This is a genomic window from Draconibacterium sp. (assembly GCF_041583095.1).
Taxonomy (GTDB): Bacteria; Bacteroidota; Bacteroidia; order Bacteroidales; family Prolixibacteraceae; genus Draconibacterium.
Genome location: NZ_JBFHGM010000067.1, coordinates 1 through 20,252, shown reverse-complemented (window position 1 = coordinate 20,252; position 20,252 = coordinate 1). Strand labels below are relative to the sequence as shown.

Annotated in this window: 18 protein-coding genes; 17 read left to right on the top strand and 1 reads right to left on the bottom strand. The window is 39.5% G+C overall.

What is annotated here, in order from left to right; translation table 11 throughout:
* Window positions 1-2,064 (bottom strand): SusC/RagA family TonB-linked outer membrane protein (locus ABZB17_RS08595; protein ID WP_372649421.1); only part of this gene is annotated, 2,064 nt, incomplete at its 3' end.
* Window positions 2,065-2,919: 855 nt separating this feature from the next.
* On the opposite strand from ABZB17_RS08595, the gene ABZB17_RS08590 reads away from it, so the two are divergent.
* The 17 genes from ABZB17_RS08590 to ABZB17_RS08510 all read left to right on the top strand — a co-directional run bounded on the left by ABZB17_RS08590 (window position 2,920) and on the right by ABZB17_RS08510 (window position 20,133).
* Window positions 2,920-3,105, top strand: a complete 186-nt coding sequence (locus tag ABZB17_RS08590; protein WP_372649422.1) for a helix-turn-helix domain-containing protein — start codon at window positions 2,920-2,922, stop codon at window positions 3,103-3,105.
* A gap of 235 nt (window positions 3,106-3,340) precedes the next feature.
* On the top strand, window positions 3,341-7,087 hold the full coding sequence (locus ABZB17_RS08585; RefSeq protein ID WP_372649419.1) for a hypothetical protein: 3,747 nt from the start codon (window positions 3,341-3,343) through the stop codon (window positions 7,085-7,087).
* Between the two features lie 955 nt (window positions 7,088-8,042).
* Entirely contained in the window at window positions 8,043-8,876 is an 834-nt protein-coding gene (locus tag ABZB17_RS08580) for an RteC domain-containing protein (protein ID WP_372649417.1), read from the top strand.
* Window positions 8,877-9,016: 140 nt separating this feature from the next.
* A complete protein-coding gene (locus ABZB17_RS08575) occupies window positions 9,017-9,313 on the top strand; it encodes a helix-turn-helix domain-containing protein (RefSeq protein ID WP_320153973.1) in 297 nt (98 codons plus the stop codon).
* Entirely contained in the window at window positions 9,310-9,837 is a 528-nt protein-coding gene (locus ABZB17_RS08570; protein ID WP_372649415.1) for a hypothetical protein, read from the top strand. The genes ABZB17_RS08575 and ABZB17_RS08570 overlap by 4 nt, the downstream gene beginning before the upstream one ends.
* Window positions 9,767-10,483: an ATPase gene (locus ABZB17_RS08565; RefSeq protein WP_372649413.1), complete on the top strand. Its 717-nt coding sequence runs from the start codon at window positions 9,767-9,769 to the stop codon at window positions 10,481-10,483. Before ABZB17_RS08570 ends, ABZB17_RS08565 begins: the two co-directional genes overlap by 71 nt.
* Window positions 10,484-10,581: 98 nt before the next feature.
* The gene (locus tag ABZB17_RS08560) at window positions 10,582-10,824 is read left to right on the top strand and encodes a helix-turn-helix transcriptional regulator (RefSeq protein ID WP_320113234.1); all 243 of its coding nucleotides are present in this window, start codon (window positions 10,582-10,584) and stop codon (window positions 10,822-10,824) included.
* 30 nt (window positions 10,825-10,854) lie between these two features.
* The gene (locus ABZB17_RS08555; protein ID WP_372649412.1) at window positions 10,855-12,105 is read left to right on the top strand and encodes a type II toxin-antitoxin system HipA family toxin; all 1,251 of its coding nucleotides are present in this window, start codon (window positions 10,855-10,857) and stop codon (window positions 12,103-12,105) included.
* A gap of 1,024 nt (window positions 12,106-13,129) precedes the next feature.
* The gene (locus ABZB17_RS08550) at window positions 13,130-13,489 is read left to right on the top strand and encodes a hypothetical protein (protein WP_372649410.1); all 360 of its coding nucleotides are present in this window, start codon (window positions 13,130-13,132) and stop codon (window positions 13,487-13,489) included.
* A gap of 22 nt (window positions 13,490-13,511) precedes the next feature.
* Complete coding sequence (locus ABZB17_RS08545; protein ID WP_372649408.1) at window positions 13,512-13,826, top strand: DUF4134 domain-containing protein; 315 nt, start codon at window positions 13,512-13,514, stop codon at window positions 13,824-13,826.
* A gap of 104 nt (window positions 13,827-13,930) precedes the next feature.
* Window positions 13,931-14,224: a DUF4133 domain-containing protein gene (locus ABZB17_RS08540; protein WP_372649406.1), complete on the top strand. Its 294-nt coding sequence runs from the start codon at window positions 13,931-13,933 to the stop codon at window positions 14,222-14,224.
* Between the two features lie 68 nt (window positions 14,225-14,292).
* Window positions 14,293-16,707, top strand: coding sequence for a TraG family conjugative transposon ATPase (locus ABZB17_RS08535; protein WP_372649404.1), 2,415 nt, complete (start codon window positions 14,293-14,295; stop codon window positions 16,705-16,707).
* 21 nt (window positions 16,708-16,728) lie between these two features.
* Window positions 16,729-17,373: a hypothetical protein gene (locus ABZB17_RS08530; protein ID WP_372649402.1), complete on the top strand. Its 645-nt coding sequence runs from the start codon at window positions 16,729-16,731 to the stop codon at window positions 17,371-17,373.
* 14 nt (window positions 17,374-17,387) lie between these two features.
* Window positions 17,388-18,098 (top strand): hypothetical protein, encoded by a 711-nt coding sequence (locus ABZB17_RS08525; protein ID WP_372649400.1) that lies wholly within the window; start codon window positions 17,388-17,390, stop codon window positions 18,096-18,098.
* 26 nt (window positions 18,099-18,124) lie between these two features.
* A complete protein-coding gene (locus ABZB17_RS08520) occupies window positions 18,125-19,075 on the top strand; it encodes a hypothetical protein (RefSeq protein WP_372649398.1) in 951 nt (316 codons plus the stop codon).
* Window positions 19,076-19,162: 87 nt separating this feature from the next.
* Window positions 19,163-19,789: a conjugative transposon protein TraK gene (traK, locus tag ABZB17_RS08515; RefSeq protein ID WP_372649396.1), complete on the top strand. Its 627-nt coding sequence runs from the start codon at window positions 19,163-19,165 to the stop codon at window positions 19,787-19,789.
* Between the two features lie 11 nt (window positions 19,790-19,800).
* Window positions 19,801-20,133 carry a hypothetical protein gene (locus ABZB17_RS08510; protein WP_372649394.1) on the top strand — a complete coding sequence of 111 codons (333 nt, stop codon included), beginning with the start codon at window positions 19,801-19,803 and terminating at the stop codon, window positions 20,131-20,133.
* Window positions 20,134-20,252: the final 119 nt, after the last annotated feature.

Here is a 20,252-nt window from a genome sequence, read left to right as displayed (position 1 = left end):
TGTGTTACTTACGGTATAGGTGTCCAGAAACTGGTAGTCGCCGATCAGGTCGCTACCGGTAATACCGTAGCTGGCACGTAGTTTCCCAAAACTCAACCAGGAAGCGGAGGAAATGAAATATTCTTTGGAGAAGATCCAGGCAGCCCCGATAGCCCCAAAACTGGCAAATCGCTGGTCGGGACCAAAACGGCTGGAGCCATCCCTGCGACCGGTTAAGTTCAAAATATATCGTTCTTTATACTTGTAGTTGATACGTCCGAATAGCGCAGCATAACGGTATTCCGTTTTATCATCACCGGTTACCATAACATTGGCAGCTGCTGCCAGGTTGGTGATCAGCGTATTACTTTCAAAACCGTAGCCCATAATGTTTAAAGTGGTTCGCTGCGTTTGTTGCAGCGTTCCACCCACCAATACATCTATATCATGGTTATTAAATGTATGCCGGTAATTCAACTGAGGCTCCACAATCCATGAAAAATTCTGGTTCAGGTTTTTAAAAGCCTGAGAAAAATCGGGAGTAAGTCCGTAAGCCGGATTATACATGGTATTGGGGCGCAGCATTATTTCTTCAAATGAGGTATAGCTTATTCCTCCGTTTGCTTTAATGTAAAGTGATGGCAATACTTCATACTGAAGGTTTAAGTCAGAATTAAAGGTCTTGCTTTTATAGGAGTAGGTACTTTCATAAGCCGCCAGAGGATTGTTAAAAGTATTGTTCTCCCAGTTCAAACTGCCATCTTCCTTGTATAACGCCGGGGCATTGGGACTCAGTCGTAGTGCCTGACTTGTGATTTCAGTTTGTATAAGGTTGTTGCTTTGGTTCGAGAATAAGCCGGAAGCATTCAGCATAAAACGATTATCACTTGAATGGTGACTAAAGTTCCCGGAAATATTATCGGTCTTGTACTTGAAGTCATCTGAGAATACGGTAGTTTGTTCGTTGTGACTACCACTGATCAGAAAGCGACTGTTGTTACCACCTCCGTTTAACGAAAACTGTAACATTGAGTTGGTAGCAGTGTTACCAATCAGTTCTTCCTGCCAGTCGGTATACCGGGTGTCATCCCAGGTGCCGTTTATGTCGTAAGCATTGGCCGGATAGTCTGTAATACCGTCGTTGGCATAAGCCTGACGACGCATATCCAGGTATTGAGGCGTGTCCATTAATTTCATTTTTCGTGCTATCTGGCTGACTCCGTAACTGCTGTTTATACTTAAGGCGGTTCTGCTGCCCGTTTTTCCTTTTTTAGTGGTAACCAGAATTACTCCGTTGGCACCACGTGAACCATAAATAGCCGTAGCATCTGCATCTTTTAATATCTCTATGCTTTCAATATCATTGGGATTGATGGCATTGAGCGGATCAATCTCTCCATAAGGAATAATAGTGCCACCAAGCGCAGAAGGAGACTGCAGTGTGGCCGGCACACCGTCAATAATATACAATGGGTAATTACCATCGCGGCGAAGACTGTTCGTACCGCGGATTTGGATGTTATAACCACCTCCGGGAACTCCGCTGCTTTGTGTAATGTTAACACCGGCCATACGGCCCTGAACAGATGATAATGCATTACTTACGGGCTGGTTCTCCAGTTCTTTTGATCTTACCCGGGCAATACTTCCGGTGCGCTCCTGGTCTTTAACGGTGTAATAGCCTGCATTAACGGTAACTTCTGTTAAAGTGGTGATGTCTTCCTGTAATTGTACATTCAGGTGTGAACGTCCGTTTAGCGGAATTTCGAGTGTTTTAAAGCCGATAAAGGAGAAGAAAAGTACCGCGTCAGAATGTACTTCTTTTAGGAGGTACAGACCATCGTCTTTGGTAATTGTACCGGTTGATGGTGTTTCTTTGATTACCACGTTGACACCGGGTAGTGGTTGGTCATTCTGGTCTGTCACCCGACCGGTAACCGTAATCGTTTGTGCCTGTAATTGATTTATACATAGCAAGAAAATAAAACTGATAATAAATAATCGCCTTGACCAATTGTTTGTGCCAATAGATAAATTGGACACATGCCAAAGGTATTTTAAGGAATAGCTTATAATATTTTGCATAAAATTTATTTTTAGATTGGGTAATAAGGTTGAATCCTATGGTGCCAGGATTGGTATTTGAGTCGTGAATATTTGGGTTTTCACGATTTAAAGGAAGTCATTCCTCACTCGGGTGATTTAATTTTGTTTTGGTACAAGCTATGGTGCCGGCTGTAGAAAAATACCAAACTCATGTAGGAAAGTGTAGATGCAAAACTGTATAGTTTTTGCCGTTTCCCTGGCTTGTTTATTGCTATTTGAGGAATCGCAAAACGATCAAAGCATTTCCGGAAAATCAGACACATAAAGGCATAATTTTCCTTGTATGGAAAGTTTTTCATAAATTTCGATGTTAATTGATGGTTAGAATTAATTAACGAACAAGCCTGCTACACGTCGCCAAACTGTTGTAGCGGGCTTACCAGTTGTTCTCTGATTATTTTGTCATAGGCAGTTTTGATTTATGATACAAGTGTATTTAAGTAGCATCATGCTTGTGACAAGCAGAATGTAAGCCGGAAAGCAGAGGTTATAACGCCTGAAATTAAATGAAAAAGGGCGCGGACTCAACTTACCGACTTGAGGTACTGGTATACCTTGGAACGATAAGAGAACCCACGCCTAGGTCGTGAGCCTCTTGACTTATTATCTCGTTCCGTAAAATTACCAGTTTTCAAGTCGAGATTCTAAGCAATAGCTTCTATATTTTATTTACGAAGTATCGCAAAATTATGATTACGAGGCTAAATTAATAAAAATTATTTAATGGTACATGTACCGTTGATAAAAAAATAAAAAATCTCCCAATTTGTAGATAAAATAATATCGCCTTTGGCAACTGAGATTGAAAAATATATAATTAATAAGATTCGGGAAATGAGGATCAGTAGTGGTCTTTCACAGATGGCTTTATCTCAAAAAATTGGAATGAGTAGTAGCTTTGTATCTCATGTAGAATCTTCAAAACGAAGGGCCAAATACAATATTAATCACCTAAATGAAATAGCCAAAGTTTTTGCTTGTTCTCCTAAAGATTTTTGGCCCGAGACTCCAATTTTGTAAGAAATAATAGATAGTAAATCCCATTCTTTTCCAAACAACAGGAAATGCTTTGTATTAGTTGATAAGCGAAAGTGAGAGGTAATACGAAAGAAATTTTGTAAGTCTTTGGCAAGTGTCATTTCTAACAACCAGTAGTTAACAATTGTTGAAAAAGAAATAATATTTTCAGAACGGTTGGAGCTTGATTTTGATAATTTTATGATTTACAGTTTAAGGCTCTTATTATAAAAAAAAAATGGCACCAATCACAATGACAGCAGTTGCTCTTTGGGCAACCCAAAATATTGCCGCTTACGGTTTTAATAAAGGTTTAGATAAGTTGTTTAGTAATAAAAAAGACTTTATCCAACATTTAAATAAAGTCATTTATCAGACAATAGAAAAGTATGATAAAACGTATCCGGTTATGGAAGAAGGAGGAATGGTCGCTTTCTATAAATCCGAAATTCTAATTACCGAGTTTCTAAAATTTCGAATCTTCTCTGCTTCTAATTATAATTTCGATGAATCAAATATCCAATTAGCACTCAAACAAAATCCAAATATAAGACTACCATCAAATAAGGAAATTGAGAGATTTACATTAATGTTTGATGAATTCATTAATGAAGATACGGTATTAAAAGAACTTGAAATTGAAGCCTTTCATAAAGAGGAGATTTTTAAAATAAGGCCTCTTCTAACTCGACTTGAAGATCGTTTAGAATCATTTTCAACCAATGGTTTAAATATGCTTGAAGGCGAATACAGTGCAGAAATTGAAACCTTCAAAAAAGATTTAAAAGCTCTTAAGGCTAAAACAGCACTTGAAAATTTAGAACGCCTAGAAATGCGAATTCAAAAGAATTCTGCGAATATTTCGTCACAAATTTTGGCTCATCTATATCATTTAAAAGCATCGTGTTGTGAATTGGTAGGAAAAGATGTGGAAGCTAAGCAAAATCATATTAAAGCTCATAAGAAACTACCGAACAATATTAGATATCTGGACAGAGCGTGTATTTCTTATTTTCGTTTAAAGGATAATAAATATAAGGAACTTTTTCAGAGAATTAATGAAGAAGACGATTACAATCCTGTACTTTGGGCAATTCGAGTTTATCAGTCCACTGACGTTTTTGATTTCATTCAGAATCATGTTCCTAAAATCGTTTTAGATAATAATAGATTCAAACGTTTGGTATTTTCTCACTATTTAAAAGAACCCAAATTAGATATCAAAGAGCTTTTAAGTAAACTGGAATTTCAAAAATTATACAGCGATTTGCCTGAGCAAATTAATAATGAAAACTTTTTTTATGCTGTTACCATATTAAACGCAATCTCAACAACATTCTTTAGACAAAATAGTGTTCCCTTCTGGGGATTTATTAAAAGAGATGAATTATCTCTTCAATTTTTGAATCTTTCAAGGTTACTTGCCAGTTCAATTATAAATGGTGAACTCGATCCTAATCTAAATAGTATTGTTTTCTATGCCTATTGGATAGAAAACGAGATAGACTATAATGAAAGTACTTTAGCCAACATAGAGCAGTCTTATAATAAGCTAAGTGAAAAACAAAATTTTGTTACTTTATTATATACTACAGCGCTGTTTAAAAGGGGAGATTCTAAGAAAACGATTAAATTATTAGATACTTACGTTGGGGATTATGATGAAAACCTCTTTTCTTTTAGGGCCTTTATTGAACTTAGTCATTTAGGTTCAGCTAATGCCGCATTTCAATATTTTGACAAATTGAAACTTGTAGATGATGTCAACCTCCATAATGTTTGCAGTTTCATTACTGCTATTCTTGCAAATAATTTGGCTGCTGAATCCGAGTTAAAAGCAGCAGTTGATAAGGTAACCTATGAAAATGAAAATTATAAAGATCTGATAACAATGTTATTTGATACCTTATCAAAAGGTAAGGGAAAAATATCGTTGGATGATATTGAGGATCTAAAAAATAAATTAGAGGAGATCAGTTCAGTTGCATTCTATATCGCTCAGATTCTATTTGAGAATGGTTATTACAATGAAACATCGGAGTTTATAAAAACTTTTCTTAATGAAAATGAAGAATCGCGTGAATTAGGGCTATATATACATTCATTGAATGCTCAAAAAAAAGAAAATCAAGTTGAACTGCTAAGACTACTAAAAAAGTGGAGAGAAAATTTTTCATTTAACCTTGAGTTCTTGAATATTGAGCTCAATTTAAGACAAATTCTAAAAGATTGGGATGAAATCTACCACATCGCCAATCACGGTTATCGTCAGCTCCCTGAAAATGAATCGATCTTCACATCCTTAGTTTTGGCTACTGCTTGGGTGAAAAAGTATGATGAAATTGAGCAATATCTTCCAAAACTAAGAGACTTTAAATTTCAAAGTACTGAAAATGTATTAAGAATTTTTTCGGTATTGGTTGATGCAGAGTATTTTGAAGATGCACTCAATCTATTATATGAAAAGGCTAAAAATAAATTAGATTCCTTGGCTCGCCAAAACTTCTTCTTTGTCTCCCATGCTATACCAAAGAAATTCTATAAGAATTATAAGAAAGTTAAAATAGGAAGATATGTAAAATTGGAGATCAACGGAGTGAAGAAGGTTTTATACGTTGATAAGGATACATTAAAAAATCAGCCAATATTGCAAGGAGCTCTTGGAAGAAAAGTAAATGAAGAATTTTCGATATCAGTAGGATTAAATAAAAAACTTGAAAAAGCCCGAATCATTGCTGTCATGAATAAGTTTATGGCCCTTTCAGATGACATAATGGAAGATGCAGTCAGTCCTTTTTCAGCAATGGAAATGGAGCAAATTAAAATTGACACTTCTTCTAAAGAAAAAATGGATGAAGCTTTCATTCAAAGTTTTGGAGGACAACAATTAGCCAGAAAGAAACACACTGATGAAGTTATTAAAAAGTACTACAGATACGAAGTTTCATTTTCTGAATTGGTTCGTGCAAATTTTGAAGACTCATATTTTGATGCTTATCTTAGCTTAACCTCAGAACTTTATAATGGATTCTTGATAAGACCAACCAGTACCTACCCAGTTCAACACCTAAGTAAAGATCAAAACTTCGTTATTGATTTCTCCAGCGGATTACTTTTCTACCATTTATCTCAAAAGCTTGATTTACAATTTAGTCGATTTGTGATCACCAATAACCTCATACATTTAATTGATGCTTTAATCAGAAAAACAGAGCTGAGTAAATCGACCAAAATGTCAATGACGATTGAAAATAACAGAGTTGTACCTCATTTTATCCCAAAAGATTTTCATAAAAAAAGAAAAAAGAAGCTTGTCGAGATAAAAGAATGGTTTGAGGCTAATTGCGATATCGTTGTCCCAGAAGAAAAACTTAACCTCATGCGACAATTGGATGATCAGGAGCAAGGGTATGGTGCAGATATCGGATTTCTGGTTGACAACGCTCTAATTGCTCAGAGAGACAATCATTTTTTAATATCGGAAGATATGGTCTATAGTAAACATCTAAGAGTCATTGAAAATACGTGTTCATCGGAAATGTATCTGAAACAATTTTTTGCTTCAAAAGAAAAGGAAATATTAGCACATTTGATAAAATATCGTTATGTCGGATTAACTCTCAGTGCAGATGTTATATATGATTGTTATATCAATCAACACAAAGAAGGAATGAACCATATTTTTAAATATGCCTTGAGAAATTTATCGTTAAAATTAAGTTCGCAAATTGAAAATATTGAGATTGTTATTACATTTTTAAAAAGAATTGCTTTAAGTCCAGCTATTAGTCCTGAAAAATATAAAATTGATACAACAAATACATTAGTTGCTCTTTTACTAGGAGTGAATAACGTTAACGAAGTTTTGTACTTAAAAGCATCTATCCAAAAGGAATTTCGATTAACTGGGGATTATCTGGATATTACATTGAGCTGTTTATTAGATGCGATGAATGTCTTGAATTACTCACGTAATATTAGGTAGATATTTAGTGTGTTAGTTTCAGTGTATTGGATTCTGATATCCTCTGCTCGCACTGATCTGCGATCGGTGTGCAATTCGGCCGGATTGAACCCGTTCTTCGGAGCTGTTCAGTTTATTCCATAGACTCCATAAAAAAAGATGTTATTCAAAAATAAAAGACCGCGACATAATAGAGTAGCGGTCTAATATTCCAAGATATGTTCACTTATTTACCCAGTATGGCATGAGCGACTGCAATAATAACAACCATTAACCTGGCTGTAATAACTTTTCGCTGCTTTTACCGCCTCAGCACAGTTAGTAAAAGAACCTAAGTAAATTCTGTTCTCTGCTGCTGGTAAGTACGAACAACTACCTGTATGTACTTCGTGATCACCATTAGACTGAGCATTTTTGTTTACATAGTAAAGAGCCATTGTCTTTCAGTTTTTTTTGGTTATAAAAAATGATTTGTAAATTTTCTGAGAATATGAAGAAGTTTAAAACATATTCCAGTGATGTGAGATCACTCGTTGGAAGTCAGATCAGTTTCAAGTTCAACCGTTCGCGATTGTATTCAATATCGAAATTAATATTTGGTTTTTCTCACAGAGAAAGAGCATTGGTTCAGTGAGGCTGTTTCTCAATAACGATGCCATAACATATTGTAAAATGATTCTGCCATAATTTCATTAAAAGTGGTCTTAATCTGCATCAAATGAGGTGACTAATTGGCATGTCAAGGATGTAATTATTCTTTCAACACTTTCTAATATTAAAGTAAGCTAATTCTTTATAAGAGATTTCAATTCTTTATATTTCCAAGAAATCCAGATTAAATCTCAAATAGACATCTTCTTATATTTGATACTCTGCTCATCCAACGAGCCCGTTGGTTAAAACCCCGTTTTATCCAGTCATTTCCAGGGAGATGATTGGAATTTTTTTCGTTTTAAATCATTCATTGTTATTGCGTATGGAACACTATGCTATTGTTATTACCGACCTGGAGGAAAGTCTGAAGCAAATAACGAAGGCTTCTGATTGTATGCTTACCACTGCAAAGCTGGCGATCAAACGGTGCAGAATCGCCCTGGTTGAGTTGAAGAAGATGATGACCATTCATGGCTTTCCGGACGTACAATCAGAAATTCATTTTTTTAAGGAGACAAAACCAGTTGTTTTTAGCTACCTTTTGTATTATCAAAAACTTCTCGAACTGGAAAGTTACCGTTCATCTCAGGGAACACAGGGAATGAAGCGATTCCTAAAAGAGAAGCTGGAAGAAATTCAGGGGTACATGGAGGAACATATCGAGACGGTTAAATATTATCATAGTGGCTTTACCTATTTAGACCGTTTGTACTTTGTCCGGGATACGGAAGAGATTCCAATTGAACTGAGAGGAGAGTACTATCTAATGGATCAGGAATTTAATACCTGGCAAGATTATAATTTTTCAGTGATACGTGCCAACGAAATGTTGTTGAAGTACCTATATCATGAAATTTTTAAATTGGAAAGCACAGAAGGTAATTATAATTTTCAGCAGGTGAGCCAGTTTACCTGGACAGCCAATAAAATTGATTTAGTGGAATTGATTTATGCGCTCTATTTTTCAAAGGCTGTCAATAATGGTAATATTACGATCAAAGAGTTGGGAACGCTGATTGGACAGCTCTTTAATGTTGAAATATCAAAGGATGTTTACCGCTATTATATCGAAATTCAACAGCGAAAAATTGAACAGACAAAATTTATCGGTCATCTGCAATCAGTACTTCAACAACAAATTGATCAAAACATCTGAAAATAAACAGATTGTCGTTTTTTATTGCTATCTGGTAAACAATAATAATTCCCCAAGCTGACAATAACTTGATAACATCTAAAATTTCGGAGTTGCAAATTTGGTCGTATTTAGAACGAACAATTTAAAATTGAACAGTTATGCCAACAGAAATTGTAACCACCGACGATCTTCGGGAATTCAAACTCGATCTGATCAAAGAAATCAAACAGCTCTTCGCAGCCCATCACGGGCAACCCACCAAAAAATGGTTAAAATCCTACGAAGTCAGAAAGTTGCTGGGGATCTCACCGGGAACGCTTCAAAACCTGCGTGTAAATGGTACTTTGCCCTTTACTAAAATTGGTGGCGTGATTTTCTATGACAGCGAAGAGATCCAAAAAATGATGGTGGAAAACAGAGTCCAAAACCGCTTTGAGTTTGGGCGCAGGAAATGAACTATATCAAACACCAAACCGCTTTATTTGAACGGTTTGCTGATGATACCAGGATCACGCCATTTCATATCAGTCTTTATTTCGCACTGTTTCAGCTATGGAATAGAAACCGTTTTCGGAATCCTTTTCCCATTCTCAGGGAGGAGGTAATGCTTTTGGCGCATATCGGTTCTACCAACACCTATGCAAAATGTATAAAACAGCTTCGGGATTGGGGCTATATTGACTATACCTCCTCGGGAAACCTGTATACCGGTTGGAAAGTTTCCTGTATCACTTTTGATACTGGAACTGCGACGAGAACTGATACCGGAAGTGCGACGAGAAGTAATACCGGAACTGCGACCGGAAGTGATACTAGAAGTGCGACCGGAACTGCGACGGTATATAAGGAAGAAAACAATACAAACAGAACAAACAGTACTAAACAGGATCACCATAAAAACGTTAAAAATGGAAAGCAAAAGAAATCCACAGGGCGCTTCCACATCAACAACGACAAAGATTATTCGGAACCCTTATAAAGAAATTGCCGAGTTTAAAGATGGGATGTTCCGTTTTAATTTTACAGAAAGTCGAAACTGGCTCGAAGACCAGGGAAAACAAATTTTCGGCAATCATTTTTTTATTGATCCGATGGACCATCCTTTGATTCATGATTTGCTGATCTATGCCATTGGAGATAAAGAGACTGCAAAAAAACGAAATCTGGACCTGAATAAAGGGATTCTGCTCACCGGGCCTGTTGGATGCGGAAAAACATCGATTATGATGCTTATTCGCTATTTCTTTTCTCCCGATAAAAAGTATCGGATAAAATCCACGCGAAAGATTAGTTTTGAATTTGAGAGTGACGGTTTTAAAGTGATAAAACGTTATGCTCCTGAATCCGAAGTCAAGAATACCAAATTGCGATCGCCCAATTATTGTTTTGATGACCTTGGAATTGAACAGGTACAAAAACACTTTGGGAATGAGTGTGATGTGATGGGAGAAATTCTGCTCAGCCGGTATGATTTGTTTATCTCGGAAAAAGTGATGACACATATTACCACCAATTTATCGGCATCCGAAATTGAGCAACGTTATGGCAATCGTGTTCGTAGCCGGATGCGGGCCATGTTTAATCTGATGGCTTTTAGCAAGGGGAGCGAAGACAAGAGAATATGAAATGTTGAATATTATCAACTAAAAGTTTATATTTGTGGAAAATAATCAACATTATGAGGCCGAAGAAAAATATAATTTTTCCAAAACACCTGCAGATAATGGAACGTCTGGGCGAGAATATAAAGCTGGCTCGTAAAAGGAGAAAGCTGACAACGGTTCAGGTAGCAGAGCGTGCAGATATCGACAGAACAACCCTTTACCAGATAGAAAAAGGGAATCCGAAAGTATCGATGGGCGCTTATTTTAATGTGCTTAGAGTTTTAGGTTTGCAGGATGATTTTCTGAAATTGGCTGCCGACGATACTTTGGGCAGAAAATTACAGGACCTGGATTTATTGTAAATCTCCTTCACGAATAAAGAGCTTGAAAATATGGCAACAGCAAAAACAGATATATACGTGTACGCCCACTGGAAAGGGCTTTCGGATCCTCAATTGATAGGGATCCTTTCTGCCCATGCAGCTAAAGGAAGAAAAGCATTTAGTTTTGAATATGCTGCTGCCTGGCTAAAATCGGCGGAATACAGCTTGCTGGATCCGGATATTCAGTTTTATGGCGGTCCTCAATTCCCGAATAACAAGGAAAATTTTGGACTGTTTCTGGACAGCATGCCGGATACCTGGGGAAGAACACTGATGAAAAGGCGCGCAGCACAGAATGCTACTGAAAAAGGGGAGCGGGCAAAAACGTTGTATGAAGTGGATTATTTACTCGGTGTTCTGGATGAAAGTCGTATGGGAGCTTTGCGCTTTAAAACAGATCCCAACGGCCCCTTTCTTGATAACAACGTACTGTCCCCAACACCGCCCTGGTCTTCGGTTGCTGAGCTGCAGGAAGCCGCAAGTAATATTGAAAACGAAACCAGCAACGACGCAGTAAAGAAATGGCTGGCCATACTAATTGCACCGGGCTCATCACTGGGAGGAGCCCGCCCCAAAGCCAACATACTGGATAAAGATCATAACCTTTGGATTGCCAAGTTTCCGGCTAAAAACGATACGACGGATAAAGCAGCCTGGGAATACCTGGCCTGGCAATTGGCTTTAAAAGCCGGGATTGTTATGTCGGAATGCAGGATCAGTAAAGTAGCAGGGAAGTATAACACTTTTTTTACCAAACGTTTTGACCGGGAACAGGAACGACGGATTCATTTTGCCTCTGCCATGACCATGACCGGAAATAACGAAGATACGATCAGGGATAATCCTGCAAGTTACCTTGAGATGGCTGAATTTATTCAGAACCACGGTACCCGTATAAACGAGAATCTGGAACAGTTGTGGCGTAGAATTGTATTTAATATAGCTATTTCCAATACGGATGATCATTTGCGTAACCACGGTTTTCTTTTAACCGAAAAAGGCTGGGTATTGTCACCGGCTTATGATATCAATCCCTCGATTGATAAAGATGGTTTGGCCTTAAATATTGATATGGATAACAATGCCCTGGATTTTGAACTTGCAAAAAGTGTAGGACCGTTTTTCCGGTTGGAAAACAAGCAGATGGACCGGATCATTGCTGAAGTCACTACTTCGGTACAGAACTGGCGTAAAATGGCAAAGCATATTGGCATTTCCAACAGCGAACAGGACTTGATGGCCAAAGCATTTCATGATTAATTCAACTCTGCAATTTCTATTGGTTAGTTCCTGTGCATCGGCCTATCATTCCGGTGTGCTGAACCAGCTCTTCATATGATCCGCCAGTATTCGGCCTCCTGATGATATCCCGGAATGAAAAGCCTCATTGCACCGCACAGCAAGAGCCGGAACTCCGGTACGCATTGCTCCATTCCTTCCCGTAGTTTCCTTTCACCTGTCCCGGATTTTTGGCCGCCCACTTTCCTGCCCATTACAAAAATCAGGAGTCAGGTTTCAGTCACACCAGCTCTTTTCGCAATACTTCCCTGCGTTCCTGCACTTGCCTTGAGCCCCCCTAATGACTATTATTCAGGTTATCCAGGCTATTTTCCCGTGCCCCGGAATATTCCCCTGACCGGCTGCAACACTCCCTAAACCCGTTCGCTCACTCACGGGAATCGGTCGTTGGTTTTGCCGTTACAGTGAAAAGCTCCTCAGAGGCACCGCACGGAAAGAGCCATCCTTCCGTTGTACTTCAGTCCTGCACTTTCCTCTGGCCCGCGCACTCAGGTAATTTTACTGTTGTTAGTTTTTTTAAGGTTGAAAACAAAAAAAAGACGCCCAAAGATCGCCATCCTCCGCTAGGACCCTGGCTGGTTAAACCGCAAGGCTAAATAAATGTCCCGATTATTGGTTTAAAAGTTTAAAACAGAAGTTTGGCTGGTTTGGGACAGCCTTGCCGTTTATCCACGGATGGCAGTCCCCGGGCTTTCTTCTCTTTTTTTCTTTTTTTCTCTTCTTTTGGGGAATATTTTATTTGATCAAATAAAACTGAATCAGCCTATAAAGTATTAGGATTCGGATCGATTCATTCTGAATGGATTCAATACCATTTAATTCTGCTTTGATTTTATGATATAGAAGAAATTTATTTAACGATATAAAACACCCAAGTTGGGAACACCTTGTGAATTTCCTTCTCTGAAGTAGTTGACATTTGCATGAACGGATCAGCCTGTAATAAGGGTAATTCGGAATTAGAAAAACTTAAAACTTAACGCAAATGTTTGGCTTAAATGAAATCACCTGGAAGGAATTTATTCAGTTCCTAATTCTGCTTTTGCTAGCCTGGTATGCCCTGGTACTTCTGGTGGCCTGGTTTATATCTTTAAATGAACAAAGCAGCTTGTTTGAAGAAGATCATCCCACAAAAATGTCCTTTTCGGATGGATTAGAACCGATATTCGTGACATCCTCAGATTTCCCCTCCAAACTGATTTCTTCTATCTCCGAGAATTCTATACCACTTGAGGTAAGTGTCTATGAAGAAAACAGACCGGATGAAGGAATTCATATCGATTACCTGCTAAACGAAGTAACAGGAAAACTGGAAAAGCTGCTTCCCGGGATTCAATATCAATAATAACATTTAATCACAAAAAATTATGAGAAAGCAAATGCAGGCTATTTATCGTAGGGGCATGGCAGCTATAGCCATGCTGGTTTTGGGAGTGTATAACGCAATGGCACAAAGTTCAGCAGGAATCGATCAGGCGACCACGGAAGTTAATTCCTATGTGGATCCGGTGGCTAATCTGATCATAGCCATCGGAGCAGTAGTGGGCCTGATCGGCGGTGTACGTGTCTACATCAAATGGCAGAGTGGGGACCAGGATACACAAAAGGCAATAATGGGCTGGTTTGGCGCCTGCCTGTTCCTGATTCTGGTTGGTGTGGTAATCCGCTCATTCTTTGCTTAAAAAATTACCGGAGGGGAGAACCGGACAGTGTGACCAGGTAGTTATTGAGGGACGGTCCTGTATCGTTCCTCAATCTTCTCTAATCATCAAAACAAATAGAAAAAATGAAAGCGTACACCATCCAAAAAATAGATACCAACCTTTATATCAAAGGATTTTCAGGGCAACTGGTTTACCTGGCACTTTATGGAATCCTTGCGGCACTCATTCTCTTTGTAATCCTTTATATCGCTGTGGGAACTTTTGTGTCAGTAGTCGTTTGTGTACCTGCCTTTTTTGCCTGGCTCTACCGGTTAAACCGTATCCAGAAAAACTACGGACACCGGGGCTGGTATAAAAAACGGATTGCCCGCCAGCTCCCGGAGTTTATCACGATCAAACAACGCATTTATCAGTAGTAATATGAAACGAAGTCCCGGGAGGGACGAGTTACACGAGTTACGAACAAAATAAAATATAATAACGAGTGAAAGTAAAACCAATACAAATCAGTCTGCCCGTACTGGGGTTTGATGGTGATATTCTGATCTCCAATAACCTGGATATGGGAATCGGACTGCGACTATTTTTACCGGAGTTGTTGTCTTGCAGCACGGAAAAATTATACATGCTACACGATACCTTTCAGCGGGTAGTAAACATCCTTCCGGTAAATACCCTGCTACATAAACAGGATTTCTTTTTCCCCGAAGAATTTTCTACAAATAGCGATAGAGCACTGAAGAAAGGACCAGGTTTAACAGGAAACTATTTAAAACATTTTCAGGGGAGGAGGTATTTGAAACACGAATGCTACCTCTATGTGAGCTTGTTGAATACCGGCCTTTTAAAAAACTACCTGGGCTCTTCGCTGATCTTTTCACGCAAAGCACGGTTGGAAGAGGCGCGCTTGCATGAAAAGATCCGGGAACTGCAGACCAACCTGTCCTCGATCTTCCATCAGGCAGGAATAGAAAGTATACCGATAACCAGAGAACAAGCCATGGGGACAGCCTCGGAAATTGGCCTGATTGAACGCTATCTGACCTTGAATTTCATTGAAGGACAGCCCCTGTTGGGAGGAATTGATTTCCGGGACAGGTTAAGGGTGATGGACCGCTTTGTGGAAATTCTGAGTTTGAGTGACCATTCGCACTTGCCATCAGAAGTACGCCCCACAAGCGCCCATCCCCGCACCGGGTTGCCTGTGTCACTGGTATATCCGTTAAGCTGGCACCTGCCGTATTCACATATTACCAACCAGTTTATCTATGTGCCGGGACAGCAGGAAGTAAAAGCAGGACTGGAAGGCGATTACAAAAAGATCTACAGCCTGTCAAAATTTTCCTCAGAGAACAAGATCAATGCCGGGTTAATTGAAAATTTTCTGGACACCGTGCAAACCTCGGGAGAGAAGATCGTTAAGACCCATTTTAATGTGACACTGCTGGATACTTCGATCTCAAATTTGAAGAAAATCAAAAGCGAAACGGCCACAGCCTTTTCACTGATGAACTGTTTCCCTTACCAGCATACTTTTGATCTGCCGTTTTTGTTTTTTGCAGGTTTACCCTTCAGTACTCAGCTGCCGGAAACAGAACTGTTTCTGACGCAGGTACCACAAGCCTGCTGCCTGACCAATTTTGAAGGCGCGGTCAAGAACTCAGATTCTGCGTTTACTATTCACCTGTCGGACCGGATGGAAGGATGCCCGGTAAAGATCGATCTGTCGGATGAACCCATGAAAAAGCACCTGATCCATAACCGCAACAAAATCATTATCGGTGGATCGGGATCCGGAAAATCCTTTTTTACCAATCACCTGCTGCGGCAATATGCCGAAAGTAAAAACTGCCATGTTGTATTGCTGGATGTGGGACGCAGCTATGAAATCCTGACCCGTTATCTGGACGAGCGATTAAAGGATAAAGGCGGGGCGAAAATGATTGAGTTCTCAGAAACGAATCCCATTTCCTTTAATCCTTTTGTGGTGGATGGTTCACCGGACCTGGAACGCCGGCAAACTATTCTATCCGTTATTTACACCATTTACAAAGAACATCTTACCGAAATGGAAAAGGATGTTATTGCCTTTTCGGTGAATCGCTATTTTGAGACAAAACGAAAAAAGAAACGCTCGTTTAACGACTACTACGAGTTTTGCAAGGAGATCATTCCACGGCTTGCCGAAGAAGAATCCATTGAGTTTAACAGCAACGAATTTTTCTTTATACTGAGTAAATATTACAAGGGAGGAGAATACGATTACCTGCTCAATAAACCCATGCAAACCGACGAGTTTTTCTCTTGTCCATTTCTTGTTTTTGAGCTGGATGCAATCAAGGACCATCCGGTAATATTTCCGGTAGCCACACTGATTATCATGGATATTTTCCTGCAGAAAATGCGGAAGTTGAAGCGTACCCGAAAAGTGATCTGTCTGGAAGAAGCCTGGAAAGCCATAGCCACGCCACAAATGGCCGATTACCTCAAATATTTTTTCAAAACCATTCGCAAGTTTTTTGGCGAAGCCATGGTGGTAACACAGGAAGTGGATGATGTGATCTCGTCACCCATTATCCGTGATGCTATTATCAACAATGCCGATACCCGGATTCTGCTGGACATGGGGAAATTCAAAAACAAGTTCGATGAAATCAGCCGCTTCCTGGGATTAAATGCTTTTCAAAAAGAACAAATCCTGTCGATCAATAAAAATCTTCCATCCAACCGAAAATTTAAGGAGGTATTTATCTCCCTGGGAGAATATTCACGGGTGTTTGCCCTGGAAGTAAGCCGTGCCGAATACTACTGTTACACCACCGAACAAACCGAAAAGGAACAAGTGCTGGAACAGCTGATCGCAGACCAATCTATTCTTGAGATCTTAAAACAAATGTAAAACCATAAAAACAGAAAGAACATGAAAAATTTAATCGTATTCATTCTCATTGCCTTTCTTGGAGCAAACGCAAATACAAGCAAAGCTCAGACACCGGTAACGGATGTGGGAGCGGGAATTCAACGTGAAGCCCTTTGGACACAGGAAGAAGGAATCCTCTCAAAAATCAACCTTTACAATGTGCTGATCAAAGCCCTGAACGGAGATATCAAAGGGCTCACCGGAGAAATATTAGGCATTGATCAAAAAATGCTGGAAAGCCTGGAAAAGGTTTCCCTGCTGATTAAAGACTACAAGCGAATAAAGGAAACCAAAGACATCCTGCAGCAGATCATCGCCATCTATACCGACAAAGTCCCACTATTGGTACAGGACGGAAATTTTACCACCCAGCAGGCGGCTGCCATTGTTCAGAGTTTTGACCTGATACTGGATGATAGTAAAGCACTGGTTACGTCCATTCTAAATATCATCGTTAAAGACAACCTGTTTATGATGGATGATAAACAGCGTTACGATGCCATTAACGGAATCTACCTCAGTGTAAAACAACACTACGGAACAATCTGCTACCTGCACAACAAATTGAGATATGCTTCCTATTTGAAAAGCCATGACAGCGGCGATCTGGAAGGTTTTGCCATGTATTACAGTCTGTATCACTAATTCAACTCAGAACAATGAAACGAATAACAATACTGCTAATTATGGTTCTGCTGATTATCACAGCAACAAAAGAATCAAAAGCACAGATCATTGAGATCAAACCCTGGCATGGTTACTATCCCGAAATGGAAGGAACTTATCCGCTGACTTTTATTGCATTCACTGGATGGTTGATACCAATACCTCATGTTTTTGTGCGCACCTGGCCAACGCATTATTATGTAGAAGTGGGGGCACTGCCCGTTACCGATGGAGGTGAAATTGCCGGAGAACTAAAAACCGGTCTTTTACGATTGGTCGCCAAAGCCATCGAACGTAGCCAGATGAAAGGCAGACAGGAAGAAACAGAAGGAATAAAAGTCAATACCGATTTTACCCATCAGGTAAGTGATAAATTATTTGATGCCCGCTCGGATGAGCTGAGCGATATCTACCAATTGGCGGCACAGTTTATTAAACTCTATCAAAAAGTAAATAGGCTGGGTAAACTTAACAACTCAGCAAAAATTCATTCGATCTATGAGAAGGAAGCTGATCAGCTATTAATGCAGTTTTTGATGGTGAACTTGTTTCAAGCCGATCATGGAAGCAAGCTGGATGCTTTTACAAAAATTAGCAGGGAGATGTGGAACCTGCTGGGAGAGCTGGATTACACCCACGGGAAGCTGCTCTTTTTTAACAGCTACAACAGGCAACCACTGAGCTATTCATTTTTAAGCAAATAAGCATTTAACTGCAAAACAAATCAGTTATGATATTACAAGTAATTACAACTAATGATTTTTTCTCATTTACCGATACGCTGGTGGATTCCGGTGTTAACCATGCCCGTATCCTGGTGGATATGGCGCGAGCCATTGGCGGGATTGCTGCCTTCTTTTACATCGCTAAACGGATATATGAGCAACTGATCGCAGATAATCCGGTATCGATTCTACCATTGCTACGACCTTTTGCGCTGGTATTGGTGATCACTTTTTGGGGGCCTTTTGTGAATCTGTTACTTGCCCCCACAAAAGGATTGACCCATTTATCGGAGGCTGTTTATGCTGATAAAAAGCACATCGTAAAAGAGCGGCTGGAAGACAAACAACAAGCCATTCTCTCCACAGATTTGCCCTTGTTCTATGAGAACGAAGAAAAGGAAGCTGATCTCTGGGACAAGGGAGTAAACCTGATCCTGACTACCTATAATATTTTTAGTGGAAGGGCGATTCAAAATCAGATCAACTTTTATATCATGGATGCCACGCGGCAATTGCTGGAATCCTTTTTTGAAGTTTTGGTCTACCTAATTGCTTTTCTGCGCACGGTATTCTGTGTGCTGCTTGTGATCTTCGGACCGCTGGTCTTTGCCCTGTCCATCTTTGATGGTTTTCAGGATAACTATCTGCAATGGATCGCAAGGTTTATCAATGTCAATCTTTATCTGCCCATAGCCCTGCTGATTCTTTCCATCGTACAGGAGATCCTGATCTATGTATTGGAAATGGAAATTGCTCAGATCAATGCCATGCTGATCTATGAGCCCAAACTGTTTTTTGTCTCCAACCTGATTGTTCCGGTATGCGGAATCATCGGAATGGCCATGGTCCCCAAAATCTCATCATGGATCATCCATGCCTCGGGAACAAATTCAGGAGGAGGAAGACTGGTGCGAACAGCAGCGGTGATGGCAATAACCAAAGGAGCAATGAAATAACAGGCCATGCCTGTGATGTGAATTGAGGGACATTTGATTTTCAATCATGGCAGGAAACAAATATGAATCTATTAATTATTACTAAAAATGCATAAACAATTTGATATACAGCGTAAGTTCCGCTTTATCGTTTACGTACTGGTTTTGATCAGCCTTTCGCTTATGGGAGTGAGCAGTTACATCTTCTATGAGTCAGTGCAGCTGGTAGAACTTTCCAAAGAGAAAATTTATGTACTTGATAATGGAAAATCATTGCTGGTCGCTCTACGGGAGGATATCAGTGAAAACAGGGATGCCGAAGCCCGGGATCATGTAAAACGATTCCATGAACTGTTTTTTACCCTGGAGCCGGATAAAACCTACATCGAAAACAATGTCAGGGAAGCCCTGTATCTGGCAGACCGGAGTGCCATGGAGCAATACCAGGCCTTTAAGGAGAATAACCTGTATAACCAGGTAATCGCTTCAGATATCAGCATGACCCTGCAGACTGATTCAATAAAGCTGGATTTTTCTGCTTATCCCTATCGCTTTACGTTTACCGGCAAGCAAAAAATCGTTCGAAAATCCAACATTACCATCCGCAGCTTAAAGACCTCCGGTTACCTGAGAAACATCTCCCGCACGGATAATAATCCACATGGTTTTTTGATGGAAAGCTGGCAGATCGATGAAAACAAAGACCTGGAAAGCATCCGAAGAAAATCTTTCTAAAAACTTCAACAATGAATAATAAAAACAACATTCAACATCCGAAAGATCACAGCCGTTTTACCCGCTGGGTAAACGATCTGGACGATAAAGACAAAAACCTTGATCCATTGAAACGAAAAAGCAAATGGATTTTGATCACTGCCTTTCTTTTTGCCCTGTTCGCTATCTCTTTTATCTGGTTCCCGACCGGAAAGGTAAAACCACATCAGGTGGAAGCACCATTGGCCGGACCAATAATCAATGCACCAACAAACAGCGGTAGCTCCGCTTTTGAGTTACCCGTTGATTCATTTGAAAATCAATTAAAACATTATATCAATGAAGGAATATCTGTTAAAAAATAAAGCGCTGTTCATTCTTCCGCTGGTTCTGATTCCATTTGTTATCCTGATCTTTTATGTGCTGGGGGGAGGAACAGAGGTTGAAGAAGATAGAGAGAAGAAAGCCAAAGCCTTAACTGAAG